At 71.5% G+C, this 16,624-nt stretch carries 14 protein-coding genes; 6 read left to right on the top strand and 8 right to left on the bottom strand.

Annotated elements, in window-relative coordinates:
* Together WMF39_RS44590 and WMF39_RS44595 are read right to left on the bottom strand one after the other, a co-directional pair.
* Positions 1-756, bottom strand: a complete 756-nt coding sequence (locus WMF39_RS44590) for a hypothetical protein (RefSeq protein ID WP_437742508.1) — start codon at positions 754-756, stop codon at positions 1-3.
* A gap of 12 nt (positions 757-768) precedes the next feature.
* Positions 769-3,198 carry a protein kinase domain-containing protein gene (locus tag WMF39_RS44595; RefSeq protein WP_437742509.1) on the bottom strand — a complete coding sequence of 810 codons (2,430 nt, stop codon included), beginning with the start codon at positions 3,196-3,198 and terminating at the stop codon, positions 769-771.
* A 462-nt stretch (positions 3,199-3,660) separates the two neighbouring features.
* On the opposite strand from WMF39_RS44595, the gene WMF39_RS44600 reads away from it, so the two are divergent.
* Positions 3,661-3,858: a hypothetical protein gene (locus WMF39_RS44600; protein WP_437742510.1), complete on the top strand. Its 198-nt coding sequence runs from the start codon at positions 3,661-3,663 to the stop codon at positions 3,856-3,858.
* Positions 3,859-3,936: 78 nt separating this feature from the next.
* Here WMF39_RS44600 and WMF39_RS44605 read toward each other — a convergent pair whose 3' ends face one another.
* The 5 genes from WMF39_RS44605 to WMF39_RS44625 all read right to left on the bottom strand — a co-directional run bounded on the left by WMF39_RS44605 (position 3,937) and on the right by WMF39_RS44625 (position 8,250).
* Positions 3,937-4,371, bottom strand: coding sequence for a DUF488 domain-containing protein (locus tag WMF39_RS44605; protein WP_437742511.1), 435 nt, complete (start codon positions 4,369-4,371; stop codon positions 3,937-3,939).
* Positions 4,372-4,578: 207 nt separating this feature from the next.
* Entirely contained in the window at positions 4,579-5,871 is a 1,293-nt protein-coding gene (locus WMF39_RS44610; RefSeq protein ID WP_437742512.1) for a three-Cys-motif partner protein TcmP, read from the bottom strand.
* A gap of 9 nt (positions 5,872-5,880) precedes the next feature.
* Complete coding sequence (locus WMF39_RS44615) at positions 5,881-6,696, bottom strand: DUF5131 family protein (RefSeq protein WP_437742513.1); 816 nt, start codon at positions 6,694-6,696, stop codon at positions 5,881-5,883.
* Positions 6,697-6,977: 281 nt separating this feature from the next.
* Entirely contained in the window at positions 6,978-7,313 is a 336-nt protein-coding gene (locus WMF39_RS44620; protein ID WP_437742514.1) for a hypothetical protein, read from the bottom strand.
* Between the two features lie 304 nt (positions 7,314-7,617).
* Positions 7,618-8,250 (bottom strand): TetR/AcrR family transcriptional regulator, encoded by a 633-nt coding sequence (locus tag WMF39_RS44625; protein WP_437742515.1) that lies wholly within the window; start codon positions 8,248-8,250, stop codon positions 7,618-7,620.
* Positions 8,251-8,570: 320 nt separating this feature from the next.
* On the opposite strand from WMF39_RS44625, the gene WMF39_RS44630 reads away from it, so the two are divergent.
* The gene (locus tag WMF39_RS44630) at positions 8,571-9,659 is read left to right on the top strand and encodes an efflux RND transporter periplasmic adaptor subunit (RefSeq protein WP_437742516.1); all 1,089 of its coding nucleotides are present in this window, start codon (positions 8,571-8,573) and stop codon (positions 9,657-9,659) included.
* A 7-nt stretch (positions 9,660-9,666) separates the two neighbouring features.
* Complete coding sequence (locus WMF39_RS44635; RefSeq protein ID WP_437742517.1) at positions 9,667-12,843, top strand: efflux RND transporter permease subunit; 3,177 nt, start codon at positions 9,667-9,669, stop codon at positions 12,841-12,843.
* Positions 12,844-12,922: 79 nt separating this feature from the next.
* Here the strand turns inward: WMF39_RS44635 and WMF39_RS44640 are convergent, their stop codons facing one another.
* The gene (locus WMF39_RS44640; RefSeq protein WP_437742518.1) at positions 12,923-13,897 is read right to left on the bottom strand and encodes a hypothetical protein; all 975 of its coding nucleotides are present in this window, start codon (positions 13,895-13,897) and stop codon (positions 12,923-12,925) included.
* A gap of 307 nt (positions 13,898-14,204) precedes the next feature.
* On the opposite strand from WMF39_RS44640, the gene WMF39_RS44645 reads away from it, so the two are divergent.
* The 3 genes from WMF39_RS44645 (at position 14,205) to WMF39_RS44655 (ending at position 16,617) form a co-directional block, all read left to right on the top strand.
* Complete coding sequence (locus tag WMF39_RS44645; protein ID WP_437742519.1) at positions 14,205-14,879, top strand: RNA polymerase sigma factor; 675 nt, start codon at positions 14,205-14,207, stop codon at positions 14,877-14,879.
* A gap of 97 nt (positions 14,880-14,976) precedes the next feature.
* A complete protein-coding gene (locus WMF39_RS44650) occupies positions 14,977-15,489 on the top strand; it encodes a nucleoside 2-deoxyribosyltransferase domain-containing protein (RefSeq protein WP_437742520.1) in 513 nt (170 codons plus the stop codon).
* A gap of 231 nt (positions 15,490-15,720) precedes the next feature.
* Positions 15,721-16,617, top strand: a complete 897-nt coding sequence (locus WMF39_RS44655; protein ID WP_437742521.1) for a hypothetical protein — start codon at positions 15,721-15,723, stop codon at positions 16,615-16,617.
* Positions 16,618-16,624 lie beyond the last annotated feature (7 nt).

The following is a 16,624-nucleotide window of genomic DNA, read 5'->3' on the forward strand; positions in this document are numbered from 1 at the left end:
TTAGAACTCCGGCTTATTTCCGAAGGGAAGAGGGGCGTGCGCGGGCGCGGTCGCCGCCGGGGCGGGCGCGGACGACGCGGCGGAGCGCGGCGCCGGAGCGCGCTGCGCGCTCGGCAGCGCCCGGACCGCGCCGGCTCGGGGGGCGGGCACGGCCGCCGCGCTCGGGCGCACCACCGCGCTCGGGGCGGGGGCGGCCGAGGCGCTCGGGGCGGCGAGAGCCGAGGCCGAGGCGGTTGGGGCGGCGGTGGCCGAGGAGGGCGCGCTTGGGGCGACCGGTGCCGAGGCCGGCGTGCTCGGAGCAGACGCCGTGGCGGACGCGCTCGGGGCCGGCGCCGAGCTCGCCGCGCCCGGGAGCGCGCTCGGCGGCGCCGGCGGGGAGAGCGCGCCGCCGCGATCGTCCTCCTGGGCGCTCTTCTTCCCGGCCAGGAAGGCGAGCGCCGTCGGAACGAGGACGCAGAGCGCCGCGACCAGCGCGATCAACGCGTACCGGAGCCACCGTCGCGCCGGAGGCCGCGCCGCCGCGGCGCCGGGCGTGGCCGTCCCCGGCGCCGTCGCTGGCACCGCCGCGGGGTTGGCCCTCGCCGGCCCTCCCGCGCCGCGCTTCGCCTCCTGCTGCGCCGCCTCCTGCTGCGTCAGCACGTCCTGGAGGCGCGGGTTCTCGATGGCGCGGCGCATGTTCTCGTCCGAGGCGTCCTGATCCGCGACCCGGCGCAGGGTCTCATCGTTCGGCAGGTAATTCTTGACGTCGTGGCTCATGCGGCACCTCGATCAGAACGGCCGTGCGGGCGCCTTGCGCGCGGGTGGCGGCGGGGCGGCGCGCCGGCGGTCGGGTGCCGGCATGCCATAGATGTCGTCGTCGTCCTCCAGCGCCGTGACGGGCGGCCGGGCGCCCTTCGCGTCAGGCGCCGCCCGTGGCTGCGGCGCCGCGTCGGCTGGGCGCGGTTGCGGCGCCACCAGGGCGGGCGACGCCGGGGGCGCGGCCGCGGCGTGAGGGGCGTCCGGCGTGGCAGGGGGCGTCGCCGTCTCCTGCGCCGAGGCCGCCGGCCGCGCGCTGGCGGCTGGCGCGGGCGACGCCGCCCCGCCGGGCACGGGCTCCACGGCCGGCGGCGGCGCAGGCTCCTCCAGCGGCTCGACGCTCGAGGGCGGCGCCGAGGGTGCGCCGGCGCTCGACGCCCCCTCCGGCAGGTCCACCGTCACGATCCGCCTCTCTGCCGGCTCGGCTGCGACGGGCGCCGAGGACGCGGCATCGCGAGGTGAGCGCCAGACGAACACGAGCCCGGCCGAGAGCACCACGGTCATCGAGCACGCGACGGTGGCGGCCAAGCCCAGCCGCACCCTCCGGCGCCGGTCGATGGGCGGTGGACCCAGCCCGACCGACTGGGGTGGGATGCCCCGCGTCAGGGGGGGCCCAGCCCACGGCGATCCTCCGCTCGACGCCGGGCCGATCTCGACCGGCTGGGGCGGCATGCTCGGCTGGGGCGGCATGCTCCCCGGCAGGCCGGCCCCCGCCCACGGCGGTGCTCCGCTCGGTGCAGCGCCGAGCTCGGCGGGCCGCAGCGGCGCGGTCGAGGGCGCGGGGCGCTCGAACGAGCGCGCCCACGCGTTCGGATCGGTCGGCGCCGTCCCCGCATGCGGCGCGCTCGCGCGCGCGCCGGCGCTCCCTCCCAGCGGGGCGGTCGAAAACCCCGCCCGCCCCGTCGCCTCCGGCGCGTACGCGCCCGGCCCCGGAGCGGCCGTCGGCATCCCGCGGGCGTCGAGGAGCGGCGCGGTCGTGGGCGCCACGGTCGCCGGCTGCTCCCACGGCAGGGGGCCGTGCGGCGTCGGCACGACGCCGGTTGCGGGCATCCATGCGCCCGCCGCCGCGCGCTCTGGCGGTGGCGCCACCGCGCCCGCCGCCGGCCCCGCCATGGCGGTCGCCACGCCAGCCGCCGGCCCCGCCACGGCCCCCGCCGGCCCCGGCGCGCCGGGCATCCGCATCGTCCAGCCGCGGCCCCGCAGCTCGGGCGGCGCGGCGCCCGCCGGCCGGAACGGCAGCGCCGCCTCCGGCGCCCGGAACGCGGCGGCGAGCGGCGCCGTCCCGAACTGCGGCACGTGAGGCGCTCCGTCCGGCCCCGGCCACGCGGCGCGCTCGTCGGTGCTCTCCGGACCGCCGCCCGCGCCCCGCGCCGCGCCGGCGTCGAGCTCCGCCCAGCTCGCCTGGCGGTTCCGGGGCTGGGGCGCGATCGGCGGGTCGCGCCGGTGTTCCGTCGCGAGCGGGATGCGCCCCTCGTCGTGCGGGTGCTCCTCCCGGTAACGGCGCACCGCCCGCGCGAGCGCGCGCTGGACCTCCGCCGCCCGGGGCCGCTCGCGCGGGAGCTTCGACAGCATCCGGTCGACGAGATCGCTGATCTCCCGGGCGTCGAACCCCGGCACCGCCTCCACCAGCGGCGTCGGCACGGCGTGCAGCTGGTGGAGCATCACCTCGCCCGCGGTCGGCACCTCGTGCGACGTCGCCGCGAACGTGTGCCTGCCGGCGATCATCTCGTAGAGGATCATCCCGATCGCATACACGTCCGACGCCTTGGTCGCGCCGTCTCCGAGCATCTGCTCGGGCGCCATGTAGTGCACCGTCCCGATGTTCGAGAACGGATCGCTCGACGTGTGCCCCGCCGGCTGCCGCCGGACCCGCTTGGCGATCCCGAAGTCCACGACCTTGACCAGCCCGGCGCGCGTGACGAGGGCGTTCTCGGGCTTGAGGTCGCGGTGCACGATGCCCGCCCGGTGGGCCACGCGGACGGCGTCCGCGATCTGCGCGGCGATCGAGAGCGCGCTCGGGAGGTCCAGCGCGCCGACGCGGAAGATCAGCTCCCGGAGCGAGATGCCCTCGATGAGCTCCATGACGATGTACATCACCCCGCCGCGCGTGATGCCCGCGTCGTAGACCTTGACGATGGCCGGGTGGTCGAGCTCCGCCAGGACGCGCGCCTCCTTGCGCTGGCCCTGGGCGAAGCCGCCGCCCTGCATGTACTTGCGCCGCACGACCTTGAGCGCGACGCGCCTCCCCAGGTACTCGTCCTCCGCGACGTAGACCTGCCCCATGCCGCCCTCGCCGAGGAGCCGCACGATGCGGTATTTCTCGCAGCGATCGCCGGTGGCGTACGTCCGGTCCTCGGCCGGCGGCGGCGGCGCGTCCGAGCGGGTGCCCTCCGGTAGGCTCATGGCGAGCCGCCTTCTACGCAGCGCGCTCGCGGCGGGTCAATGGCGCCCGCGGCGCGGGTGCCCGCGCGGCACGGGTCTGGGAGGGCGTTCAGCGCTGTGGGCACGGGGCTCTGGCGGGGGCGCCGCGGCTTTGGGAGCCCCTGCAGAGTGATCGGGCGCTGGAGCCGGATGTGCTCAGGAAATCAGCGGGCGGCGATCGCAGGGGCGCAGCCCCCGAGGGGGACGCCGGGACGACGGGCAGCCCCGGCGCCGCTCCTGCGCAGCCCCGTTGCCCTCCTGCGCGGCCCCGGCGCCACTCCTGCGCGCCCCAGAGGCCCTCCTGCGCAGCCTCGGCGCCTCTCCTGCGCACCCATGTTGGTGTCCTTTGTTACCGTCGTTCGGTGCCTGCGCAGCCCTGGCGCTTTCCTGCGCAGCTCGTGCATGAGTTCTGCGCGGCAATCAGGTGGCCCCTGCGCAGCGTCGGTGTCCCCGTGCGCAAGCCTCGACGGCCTCCTGCGCGCCCTCGCGCTCTGCTCGGGCTCGAGCGGGGGCGAAAGCTCGACGCCCACCATCTCGGCCACCTCCCGGATGCTCGGGCGCCTGGGCGGCTTGGCGCCGCTCGGCTTCTTGGTGCTCCCCGCGATGATGCCGCCGCCGTACCGCAGGTCGCCGGAAATGTGACCGCTGCCTGATGTGGTGACGACTCCCCACCCCCGACGCGGGCACGGTCGGGCGGCCGGTGATCCAGGAGCCGATCGATCAGAGATGCACGATCTCCATGTCGCCCCATCGGTCGCGGAGGTATTCGACGACGAGGCGTCGATGGCAGTGATTGGGCTTATCCTCGCTGCACAGCAGACACGCACCATCCAGATCGGCGGGTCGCATCGTCGTCTCGATCCGACGCACAGCCATGAGGTCCAGGAACCTCTGTGCGTACTGGTCCCAGCTACCACCAGACTTCTTGTACCTGTCGAGAATGTCCTTGGTCGGCGCGAGCTCGGGTCGGCAGATATAAGGCGCGCGCACGATCTCCTGGGTGAAGTACCGAAGGTCGTCCTTCTTCGCAAAGCCCGCGAGCTGGGAAACATTGTTGAGCCGAACGTCAATCAGCGTCCGAACCTCGGCCTCCTTGAGGCGTCCGAAGAACCGCTCGGCCGAAGTCTTCGTGAAGCCAATCGTGTAGACCTTCATGCGCGGTCCTCCTCAGAGCGCGACTCCGCGTACTCGATCTCTCTAGCGCGGCGCGGATAGACATCTTCGCGCAGCGATCCAGCGTCTCTTGCCCACGCGGACGCGCTCACCCGAGCCGGCCGTGGGCAAGCGGGCGCGCGAGGGGTCGCTCGACACGCGTCGAGCGTCGGATGCACATCATCGCGTTCCCCACGTCGTTCGTCGAGCTCACTTCCTGAACAGACGTCCTTGTCTGGCGGGGCGGATGATGTCCGAGTTCTTTACCTTCGTCGACATCTCGCGTTCCTCACCGTTCGCTCCGCGCTTCTCGAACTCGAGGTCAGCACACAGCCGGTTGACGGCGTCGCCGAGCGTTGCTAGATCCGCCGGCGTCTCGTTGCAGAGGGCGCTGTAGAGATCCTTGAGGGAGACGCCGCTCTGGTGCCTGGCGTGGAAGATTGCCGGCAGCTCCTCGACGAGAGCCCTGACCGTCCGCGTCTTCGCCGAGTCGTCGAACTCGAACGAAAACGGCAAGAGGATCTGGTCCCTGTTCTTCGTCGGATCGAAGCCCAGCATCATCGTGCCCTCGCGGCCGAAATGTTCGAAGTGGTTGCTCACCGACCAATGGAGAGCCTTCACGACGTCGTTCGCCCTGGAGCTATTGGCAAGGTGCAGGAACCAGTACGAACGGTGGCTGAGCTTAGACCTAATGAAAAATGGCGTATAGCACTTGGCAGAAGCGCGCTTCGCGAACGTCTCGTGCAGGAGAAGCTGGATCGAGCGCATCAATTGGCCACGGTCCTCGGTGGACAGTGTCGCCGCTTCGTCCATCTCCCGGAAACCGGAAAGGAACGCGTCCAGTTCGGGCGCGACCAGGCGCGCGTCCTTCAGCCTGGAGAGCGCCTCTCCGGCTGTCTTCGCGTGTGCGGAGATGTAGTCTACCGCCAGGGTCAGAAACACCTCCGCTGTGGGAATCTCCGTCATGATCCTCGCGATGAAGTCGACGGGGATGGCACTATAACCGTACTGGTCGAGCACGAAGATCGGCCGCGGGCGCCTCGGAGTCGTAGCCTTGATCCGATCCAGGACACTATCGAGCTCCTCCTCGAACGCCCCACGCCGAAGGTCGACCTTCTCTCGGATGAAGCTCTCGCCGACATGCGACTTCAACGTTTCATTCAGATAAGCGTGAGTCTTGGGGTTCTTCTCGATAAAGACGTAGCTCGCGTCGACGGAGAACGGCTTCTTACGGCCAGTCGTGGCGTTGAGCCGCGCCTCTGCGGCCCGGACAGCGTTGATCAGGATGAGCGGTGAGCCGGGGTGGGGCGTGTTGCCCTGGCCTTCGACGACGTACTGACCTCCTCCGGCGAACCCGTCGATGAGCATCAATTTGAGGGGTACAGTGCCGCCTTTGGTCAAGATGGGAATATACCGCTCTATGTACTCCCTCAGGATCGTGTGCTTCGCCAAGCTGTGGGCCCCCAGCGTCGCTGGGCCGTCAGAATAATCGTATTTCGGCACGACGCGCTCCTACTCCGCCGCCAGTGCCCCACGCTGGAAGCGCTCCCGAAGCATTGCAAGCCGCTGCGCGCGTACGACCGCAGGGGGCGGCGCCGCCGCTTCAATCGCAGGGTACTCGTCGTACGTTCGCTTTCCAAGCTCCCTGCCGGCGCGTGACTTTTGGACCCCTCCCCACTGCTTGAAGAAGAACGGGACGCCCGCCTCCCTGCACTGGTCGCGGAGCGAAATCACCCAGCGCTCCTCCATGGGACGAGCCCTTGGACCGCTCTCACCGCCCACGATCACCCAGTCGATGCCCTCTAGATCGATCCGGCCCAGGTCTTCGAGCAGCGGCTCGATGGAGAGGAAGCGTACCTCGGCTGGAGTCCGGCGGAGCTCGTCGATTCTCGGGAGGCCGTAAGCCCGGTCCTCCACGCTTACCCCAAGCCAGATATGCTTGCGGCGAACGATCTCGGGCGGCATCTGCGACGTGAGCGCGCGGAGGCGTGCCGCACGCTTGGTGAGCATCTGGTAGATGTGCCAATCAGCGGAGGCCATGACCTCAAAGACCTGGCGGACATACTCATCTGGGACTCCGACCTGGAAGAGGTCGCTCATGGAGTTGACGAAGATCCTGCGCGAGCGACTCCATCGGAACGGCTCGAAGAGTTTGTCGGGCACCAGCAGTAGATCGAAGCCCTGCTCGTACGGATGACCGGGCACGCCCCGGAAGCGTTCCGCAAAGATCTCCGCGTAGCAGTGCTTGCAGCCGGGGCTGACCTTCGTGCAGCCACGGAGGGGGTTCCAGGTCGCGTCCGTCCACTCGATCGCGCTGCCGTCGCTCATGACTTGCACAGGTGTACAGTAGAGACCTAGGCGCAGCAAGTAGGGGAGGTGACACGGGTCGTGCGCCCCGTGTCACCTCCCCCAACTTTCGATGCGTGAGGCGCACCTCGGCGTCCGCGGCTTCCCCGGACGTACAGGAGTCGACGACAGAGATGACGGAAGCGGACGCGACGGGGAGCGGACGTGGCCACAGATGCGAGCCGGCTGCATCACGGTCGTCCGGCGATGGCCACCCGAGCACGCGTGGTCAAGCGCCGCTGGCGAGGCTCGCTTCCGCGGCTCTATTCGACGGCGGCGGCCGGCTCCGCGGGCGCGGCCTTCCGCTTGGCGCCGCCTTGGCGGAACGTGCCGAGGAAGTCGAGCAGGAGCTTCCAGCGCCGCGGCAGATCCCGGTCGTCCTCCTTCAGGGCGTTGACCCGCCGGGCGAGCTTCTCGAGCATCTTCATCGCGCGGGCGGCGAGCTCGCGCGTGCTCGGCGGCTTCAGGGGCTTGTCGCTGCTCGGCTTCTTGGTGCTCTCCGCGCTCTCCTTCGTGGTCGTTCGGGGGGGCCATGGAGTCCTCCTGGCTGGTTCAATGTCGATGCTGGCTCGGCCAGCGCGGAATGATGGGCAGGCCATCATTCCATGCTGAAAGGTCGAGCATGGATGCCTGCGGGTTCAACGTTGGGGCATGATTCCGGCGACCTGCGGTACGGCGGCGGTATCATCGCGCGGCGGCGCCGGGGAGCGCGCTCGTGGCGCGGCCGGGGGCGAAGACTGGCGCGGGCGGAGGTCCCCCTCGGTGAGTTTGATTGAAAAGGGGGAGAAGGCCGTAGCGAGACCGAGCGCTAACAGTCGATGCCGGTGGCGCGCGCGTCGAACGGCCGCGTCGAGGGCGGTGCGTCGGCAGGAGGGATCGCGTTCGGCGGGGCAGCCGAGCGGCTCAGGCCCGCTTCCGCCTGTCCGGGCGCAGCACGCCGAGGAGGATCACGTCGATGACGTGAGCGAGCTGGGCCTCGTCCACGACCGTGCGGTCCGCCAGCATCCGGTGCCGGAGATAGGCCGCGAGCAGCTCGCACGGCAGCAGCGGATCCGCGCTCGGCGCGAGCTCGCCGCGCGCGACCGCGGCCTCGATGATGGCCCGGAGCCCTGCCTCCTGGACCGCGCGCAGCGAGCGGGCGATGGTGATGAGCTCCGAGTCGGGCCCCTCCGACAGGAACACGTGAAAGAGGCTCTGCCCCACCGGCGACGTCTGGATCTCGATGATCGCGCGCCCGAGCGCGACGAGATCTCCACGGAGCGAGCCCGTGTTCGGCGGGATGATCTTCTCGTCCGTGACCGACAGGAGCGCGGCCCGCACGAGGTCCTCCTTCGTCGGCCAGCGCCGGTAGACGGTGGTCTTGTTGACCCCCGCGCGCGTCGCCACGTCCTCGATCCGGAGCGCGCGATACCCCGCGCTGGCGAGCTCCTCCAGCGTGGCGGCGAGGATGCCCCGCACGACAGGCTCGCCGCGCACGAGCGCGCGCGCCTTCGCGGAGCCCCGCTTCGCCGTGCGCTTCGCCGTCGTCGCCTGCATCGGCCGCCATTGAAGTTCCGCCGCGCGGCACACGCCAGCCCAATTTCACGGCGTGGCCGGCTATCGCACCTTTTCGTTGCGATCATCGCAACCGGTGGTTGCGGTCGGCTTCGGCCGTGTTATACCCATCGCAACTGTCGGTTGCGATCGCCTGGGCGCCGGCGCGCCCGGGCGGCAAGGCCGGAGGCTGGGCGACGGGGGAACGAGCGGACGGCGCAGCGCACCGGCGCGTGCGCCGGCGCGCGCGGCGCCGTGCTCGGCCGAGGCCGCGCTCCGCCCGCATCAGGCCGCTCCGCGACCGACGCTGCCCCGAGGGACCCTTGAGCCACACCACGACGAAAGGCCGCGCCCGAAGCCTCCTCCTGCTCCTCGCGCTCGCCGCCGCAGCGGCGGGCTGCGGGACCAGGGCCAGCGCCTCCACCGCCGCCGAGACGAACGGGCCCAAGGCCCGCGTCGAGACAGCGGAGGTGCGCGAGCAGCCCATGCCGCGCAGCATCGCGCTCACCGGCACGCTGCGCGGGGATCGGGAGACCGATCTCGCCGCCAACGCGGTCGGCCGCGTGGTGGAGACGTTCGTCGAGCGCGGCGCCGAGGTGAAGAAGGGCGACCTGCTCGCGCGCCTCGACGTCCGCGCCGCCGCGCTCTCCGCCGCGGAGGCGCAGGCGAACGCCGCGCTGACGCGCGCCCAGGAAGAGACGGCGAAGCGCGAGTGCGAGCGCTACAGGGCGCTGCTCGAGAGCGGCGCGATCTCCGGCGTCGAGCACGACCGGATCGCCGACCAGTGCCGGAGCGCCCCGCTCTCGGTCGCGGCCGCCTCCGCCCGCGCCCGCGCCGCCGCGCAGGGGGTCGGCGACGGCCAGATCCGCGCGCCGTTCGACGGGGTGGTCGCCGAGCGCTTCGTCGACGTCGGCGAGTACGTCCGCCAGGACTCCCGGGTCGTCGCGCTCGTCTCGAAGGGCGCGCCGCGCCTCCGGTTCACCGTGCCCGAGGCGAGCCTCGCGGCCGTCAAGGCCGGCGGCGCGCTGACGTTCACCGTGCCGGCGTACCCGGGGCGGTCGTTCGCGGGCACGGTGCGCTGGGTAGGCGCCGCGGTCCGCGAGACCACGCGCGATCTCGTCGCCGAGGCCGAGGTGCAGGACCCCGACGGCGCGCTGCGGCCGGGCATGTTCGCGTCCGTCGCGCTCGCCACGGCCGAAGCGCCTGGCCCGGTGGTGCCGAGATCCGCCATCGTCCCGCGGGACGGGCGCGCGCACCTGTTCGCCGTCGTCGACCACAGGCTCGAGGAGCGCGTCGTGCAGACCGGCGTGGAGAAGGGCGACGCCGTGGCCGTCCTCCGCGGCGTCCGCGCAGGGGAAGCGATCGTCATCAACCCGTCCGAGGCGCTCCAGAACGGCCAAGCCGTGGAGTGAGGTCGTCATGCAGTGGCTCGCTCGCGTCTGCGTCAAGAGGCCCGTCTTCGCGTCGGTCCTCATGCTCGTCATCGTGGTCCTCGGCGTCGCCGGCTACACCCGGCTCGGCCTCGACCAGTTCCCCGACATCGACGTCCCGTACGTCGTCGTCACGACGCGCCTCGACGGCGCCGCGCCCGAGGAGGTCGAGGCCGAGATCTCCGACCGGATCGAGGGCGCGGTGAACACCATCAGCGGCATCGAGGACCTGCGCTCGACGTCGACCCAGGGCGTGAGCCAGGTCGTCGTCGGCTTCGTGCTGGAGAAGGACGCCGACGTCGCGGCCCAGGAGGTGCGCGACAAGATAAGCGTCGTCCTGCCCAGCCTGCCCAAGGGCGTCGATCCGCCGATCGTGAGCAGGATCGACCTTGGCGCGGCCCCGGTGCTGCTCGTCTCCGTCGCGTCCGATCAGCCGATCCGCGAGCTCAGCGAGATCGTCGACAAGCGGGTGCGCCGGCAGATCGAGGGCATCTCCGGCGTCGGCCAGGTCAGCCTGATCGGCGCGCAGAGCCGGCAGATCAACGTCTGGCTCGACCCGATCGCCCTGCGGGCGCAGGGGATCACCGCGGCCGAGGTGCAGCGGGCGATCGCGGCGCAGAACCTGATGACGCCGGGCGGCAGCGTCGAGACCGGCCCCGAGGACCTCACGCTCCGCGTGATGGGGCGCGTCGAGTCGCCCGAGGCCCTCGGGCGCATCGTCCTCCGGGAGCAGGACGGTCACGCCGTGCGCCTCTCGGACGTCGCCCGCGTCGAGGACGGCCGCGCGGAGGAGAAGACCTGGGCCCAGCTCGACGAGCGGCGCACCGTCCTCCTGTCGGTGGTCAAGCAGTCGGGCCAGAACACCGTCGCCGTCGTCGACGCCGTGAAGGCGCGCCTCGACGAGGTGCAGCGCTCGCTGCCCGAGGGGACGAAGATCGAGGTCGTGCGCGACGGCTCGCGCGTGATCCGCACGGGCATCGCCGCCGTGAAGGAGCACCTCGTGCTAGGCGCCCTCCTCGCCGCGGCGGTGGTGCTCCTCTTCCTCGGCAACGCCCGCAGCACGCTCATCGCGGCGCTCGCGATCCCGATCTCGGTCGTCGGCACGTTCGCGGTGATGTGGATCGCCGGGTTCACGCTGAATTTCCTCACGCTGCTCGCGCTCGCGCTCGCCGTGGGCATCGTCATCGACGACGCCATCGTCGTGCTCGAGAACATCGTCCGGTACATCGACGAGAAGGGCATGAAGCCGTTCCCGGCCGCCGTGCTCGCGACGAAGGAGATCGGCCTCGCGGTGCTGGCGACCACGCTGTCGCTCATGGCGGTCTTCATCCCTGTCGCGTTCATGCCCGGGATCGTGGGGCGCTTCCTCAAGAGCTTCGGCCTCACGATGGCGTTCGCGATCGGGGTCTCGCTGATCGTCAGCTTCTCCCTCACGCCCTCGCTCGCCGCGCGGTGGCTCTCGGGGCACGCGCGCAACGCGCATGACGGCGCGCCCGCGCGGCCCTCGATCCTCGAGCGCGCCGTCGACGTCTTCTACCGGCCCATCGAGCGCGCCTACATGGCCGCGCTCTCGTGGGTCATGAAGCGCCGCTGGGTGATCGTCGTCGCCTCGGCGGTCGCGCTCGGCTCGTGCGCGCCCATCGCGAAGACGCTGCCCGCCGGCTTCCTCCCCGAGGACGATCAGGCGCAGTTCGAGATCAACATGCGCGCGCCCGAGGGGACGAGCCTCACCTCGACCCGCCTCATCGCCGAGCGGATCGCCGGCGACGTGCGCCGGCTCCCGGGCGTCACCCGGACGCTCCTGACCGTGGGGGAGGGCGAGCAGCAGGCCGCGAACGTCGCGAAGGTCTACGTGATGCTCGTCGACCCGGAGCAGCGCGCGCTCGGGCAGCTCGCGATCATGCAGCGGGTGCGCGAGGAGATCCTGGCGAAGCTGCCGAAGGAGCTGCGCGTCACGGCCGGCGAGGTGCAGGCGATCTCGTCCGGCGGCCAGTCCTCGGCCAGGATCCAGGTGGCGATCCAGGGGCCGGATCTCGACCGGCTGGGCGAGTACGCGGCGCGCATCACCGAGGAGCTGCGGAAGGTCCCCGGCGCCGTGGACGTCGACAACAGCCTCGTCGTGGGCAAGCCCGAGCTCCGCGCGACCATCGACCGCGACCGCGCCGCGGATCTCGGCGTCCAGGTGGCCGACGTGGCCGGCGCGCTCCAGCTCTTCGTCGGCGGGCTCAAGGTGTCGACGTACTCGGAGGCCGGCGAGCAGTACGACGTCCGTGTGCGCGCCGACGCGAAGCACCGCGCCGACGCCGAGAGCCTCGCGTTCCTCACGGTGCCGTCGTCCAAGCACGGCGCCGTCCCGCTCCACAGCGTGGTCACGATGGAGCCCGACAGCGGCCCCTCGTCGATCGGCCGCCTCGGCCGGCGCCGGCAGATCACGATCAGCGCGAACGCCGCCCCCGGCGTCGGCGACTCGGCGGTGCAGGCGGCGCTCGACAGGATCATCGCCGAGCAGCGGATGCCGGCGGGCTACTCCGCGCAGCCGGTGGGCAGCTCCAAGAACACGGCGAGCACGGCGGCGAGCTTCGTCGTCGTCATCGGGCTCGCGTTCGTGTTCATGTACCTCATCCTCGCGGCGCAGTTCGAGTCGTGGCTCCACCCGATCACGATCCTGCTCTCGCTGCCGCTCACGGTGCCCTTCGCGCTGCTCTCGCTCAAGCTCTTCGGCCAGTCGCTGAACCTCTTCTCCGGGCTCGGGCTGCTCGTCCTCTTCGGCGTGGTGAAGAAGAACGCGATCCTCCAGATCGATCACACGAACCACCTGCGCGCGGAGGGGATGCCGCGGCTCCAGGCGATCCTGCAGGCGAACAAGGACCGGCTCCGCCCGATCCTCATGACGACGATCGCCTTCGTGGCCGGCATGATCCCGCTCGTGCTCTCGCACGGGGTCGGCTCGGGCCAGAACCGGACGACGGGGGCCATCGTGCTCGGCGGCCAGTCGCTCTCCCTGGTCCTCACGCTGCTCGCGGTGCCGGTGGCGTACTCGCTCTTCGACGACGCGGCCGAGTGGCTCCGCCGCCGCCGGCGCAGGGCGGCGGAGGACAAGGGCGAGGCCGAGCTGGACGCGCTGCTCGGCGGGCCGGAAGCGAGCGCGCCGGCGGGCGGCGAGTGATGGGCTAGGAGCGCAGGGGCGCAGGCGCGCCGCGCTGCCGAGGCCGTCACGGCCGGCGCGCGGCGCGCGATCGGCCGCCTCAGAGGATCGGATCGATGCGGTAGACCCGGCTCGTCAGCGTGTCGACGAGGTAGAGCTTGCCGTCCGGCCCGAAGGTGATCCCCGCGAGCGAGCCCGCGGGCAGGCCCGTGTCCAGGGTGCGGACCACCTGCCCCGCCGTGTCGAAGGCGTAGATCCTGCTGGTCGCGTGATCCGTGACGTAGACGAGGCCCTCGTGGACCTCGAGGCCGCTCGGGGCCTCGAGCGTCCCCGGGGGGACGAACTCGATGAGCGTGGCGCCGTCCATGTGCCTGCGCACCTTGACCGGCTCTTGCCCGTCGAAGCTCGCGCCGGGCACGCCGCTCGTCGGATCCAGCTTGAGCAGCCGCTTGTGGCCGGTGTCGGCGACGTAGAGGCGCTCTTCCTTGGCGCTGTAGAAGATATGGCTCGACGTGGCCTCGACCCCGAGCACCTCGCCGGCGGCATAGCGGTAGATCTCGCCGTCGGAGTGGTCGTCGTGGCCGGGGCCGTGATCGTGGGCGAAGTCGTACCGGTCGAGCGCCTTGTCGTTGCCGTTGAAGACCCAGTAGACGTTGGCCTGCTCGTGCGCGATGCCCTTGCAGAAGGAGCTCGAGTGGAGCATGTCGAGGTGCGACCCGAGGCCGTCGGGCGTCTCCGTGGCGAAGATCGAGAGATCCGAGGAGAAGAGCGACGGGCCCATGAAGTAGTTGCCGCCGTTGTCGTTGTCGCCGCAGACCCCGAACGTGCCTGGGTGGCCGAAGGCGATCGCGGGCGGCTGGTCCATGAAGTGCGCCGCGGCGGGGTCGCGGAGGCGGACCCACGAGCCGTCCGGTGCGCCGGGCTTCGTGATGATGATCATGCTGTCGTCCTTGCGGTTGACGACCCAGAGCTCCTCGGGCCGCTCCGGGTTGAAGGCGAGGTCGGTCGGCTCGCGCTGCCGGTTCGGCTCGAAGACGGACACGAGCGCGACCGAGGACGGACTGCCATCCTTCACGCCGATCGAAGATCCCGGCGGCAGCTCGACGCACGCGCCGAGCGCCTGGTCGCACAGCGGCGTGTCGGGCGTGGCGGCGCACTCCGGCGATGCACTACAGCGCGGCGCGGACGACAGCGGGGCGTCGGCGTCTGCCCCTGAGCAGGCCGGCAGGAGCCCCACGCTGGCCAGGACGAGCACCCTCTGAAGCGTCATTCAAGCCTCCCGGTGAAGAGGAGGACATTCTGACCCGACCGGTCACGCCGGCCATCGCTTTGTGCCGTGGCGCGGTGGCGGAGGGCGGCCCTCGTGGGTAGCCTGGTGCGTCATGAGCGAGCGCGAGCCAGAGCGAAGCCCGGAGGGCGCGGAGCAGGCGAGGGGAGGCGCCGAGGACGCGCGGGCGGCGGGGGCGGTCGCGGCTCTCGTCGAGAGTCACCGCGAGTTTCTGCGCTTCCTGGAACGGAAGGTGGGCAATCGCGCCATCGCCGAGGACATCCTGCAGGACGCCTTCGTGCGGGGCATAGGGCGCATCGACAGCCTGCGCGACGAGGAGTCGGCCACGGCGTGGTTCTATCGGACCCTCCGGAACGCCGTGGTCGACCATTTCCGGCGGAAGGGCGCGTCGGAGCGGGCGATGGCCGCGCTGGCCGCCGAGCTCGACGAGGTGGCCGAGCCCGAGGTGGAGCGCCGCGCCGTCTGCCAGTGCGTCCGGGCGCTGGCCGGCACGCTGAAGCCCGAGTACGCCGCCGCGATCCAGCGCGTGGAGGTCGACGGCCTCTCGGTGCAGGCCTTCGCCGAGGAGGCGTCGATCACCGCGAACAACGCGGCGGTGCGCCTCTTCCGCGCGCGCGAGGCCCTCCGCAAGCAGGTGACCGCGATGTGCGGGAGCTGCGCGGAGCACGGGTGCCTCGACTGCACGTGCGGCCCGGTGCCCCCGCCGCCGTCGAAGGGCGAGCCCGAGCCGAAGCGAGGCTGCGGGCACGGGCACGGCGGAGCGGGCTGATCGTCTACGGGTTACGGGTTACGGGTTACGGAGCGGGGGAGGGGAGCGGCCCGCATGGCGATCGTCGTCCACGTGTCTCCTCAGCGAGGTGTTCCCCATGATCGAGGTGCTGGCGCCGCGGCCGTTCGACGGATTGGCGGGTCCGAAGCTGTTCCTCGCCGGATCCATCGACAACGGCCAGGCCGAGCGGTGGCAGGCGAGCGTCGCAGAGGAGCTCGCGGATCTCGACGTGGTGATCCTCAACCCGAGGCGGGAGCGGTGGGAGCCGGGCTGGGCGCAGAGCCTCGAGAACCCGAGCTTCGTGGAGCAGGTGCAATGGGAGCTCCGCGGGCTCGAGGAGGCGGACGTCGTCTTGATGTACTTCGCGCCGGGCTCGAAGGCGCCGATCAGCTTGCTGGAGCTCGGCCTGTTCGGGCGCTCCGGGAAGATGCATGTCGTCTGTCCAGAGGGATTCTGGCGCAAGGGCAACGTGGATGTCGTGTGCGAGCGGTACGCGATCCCGCGCTATGCGAGCTTGACCGAGGGGCTGCGCGCGGTGCGCGGCGCGCTCGTGCGCAGCAGCGGCGAGCAACTCGGTAACCGCTGCGTGAGCACCACCCATCGTCGGTAGCGTCTCGAAGCCGTCGAGGGCCCGATTTCGCTCGTGTACGCGCGAGCCCTCCCGTGGAGCCCACGTGCCCTGACCGTCGGAGCACACGCAGGGCACTCGGCGTGACGAATCCGAGGAGCAGCCCGGAATTCATGAATGGGAGGTGGCTGCTCGGCTCCTGCGGGTCCTACCGCATGAGCCTGGCGCTCCACGCAAATCCTGCATGATTGCAACCACTCGTGAGACGATCTGATGCCCTCAGTGACCCATGAAGCCCTGGTGGAGCTGTTCAAGAACCGGCCGACGCTGGCCGCCGAGATGCTGCACGACGCGCTCGGCCATCCGGTCCCGACCTTCACGGAGGCACGCGTCGAGTCCTCCGATTTCACCGAGATCGTGCCCTCCGACCGCCGGGCGGATGTCGTCGTCGTGCTGCTGGTCGGCGAGCAGCAGCAGCCCGCGATGGCCATCGTGGTCGAGGTCCAGCTCGGGGTGGACCCGGACAAGCCTTACGTCTGGCCCGTGTACGTCACCCAGACGCGCGCCCGGCATCGCTGCCCAACCGGGCTGCTGGTCGTGACCATCAACGCAGAGATGGCGCGGTGGTGCTCGCGGCCGATCGACACCGGCCACCCTGGCTGGACGCTGACGCCGCTGGTGCTTGGGCCCCAGGGCGTCCCGGTCGTCACCGACGCCGAGCAAGCGAAGGCGGCGCCCGAGGTGGCCGTGCTCTCGGCGATGGCGCACGGACAGAGCGAGGCGGCGGAGGCGATCGGCTTGGCTTTCTTGGCAGCGGCGGACGAGCTCGATGAGGAGCGCCGAGCCGTCTACGGGGACCTGGTGCTATCCTCGCTGAACGCAGCGGCGAGGCGGAGGTTGGAGGCGATGATGAAGGCCGGATACCAGTTTCAGAGCGAATTCGCGCGCAGCTACGTGGCGAAGGGGCGAGAGGAAGGGATGCGGGAGGGCACCCTGAGGACCAAGGCGCACGACGTGCTCGCCTTCCTCGAGGCCCGCGGGCTCGAGGTCCCCGTCGAGGTGCGAGAGCGTGTCCTCGCGAGCACCGACCTCGACGAGCTGGACCGCTGGATCCGCCGCGCCGCCGTCGTCAGCGACGCCTGGGAGCTGCTCGCCACGACCGGCTCCTGAACACGGC

The sequence above is a fragment of the Sorangium sp. So ce1504 genome (genome assembly GCF_051521635.1).
In the GTDB taxonomy this organism is placed as follows: Bacteria; Myxococcota_A; Polyangia; order Polyangiales; family Polyangiaceae; genus Sorangium; species Sorangium cellulosum_B.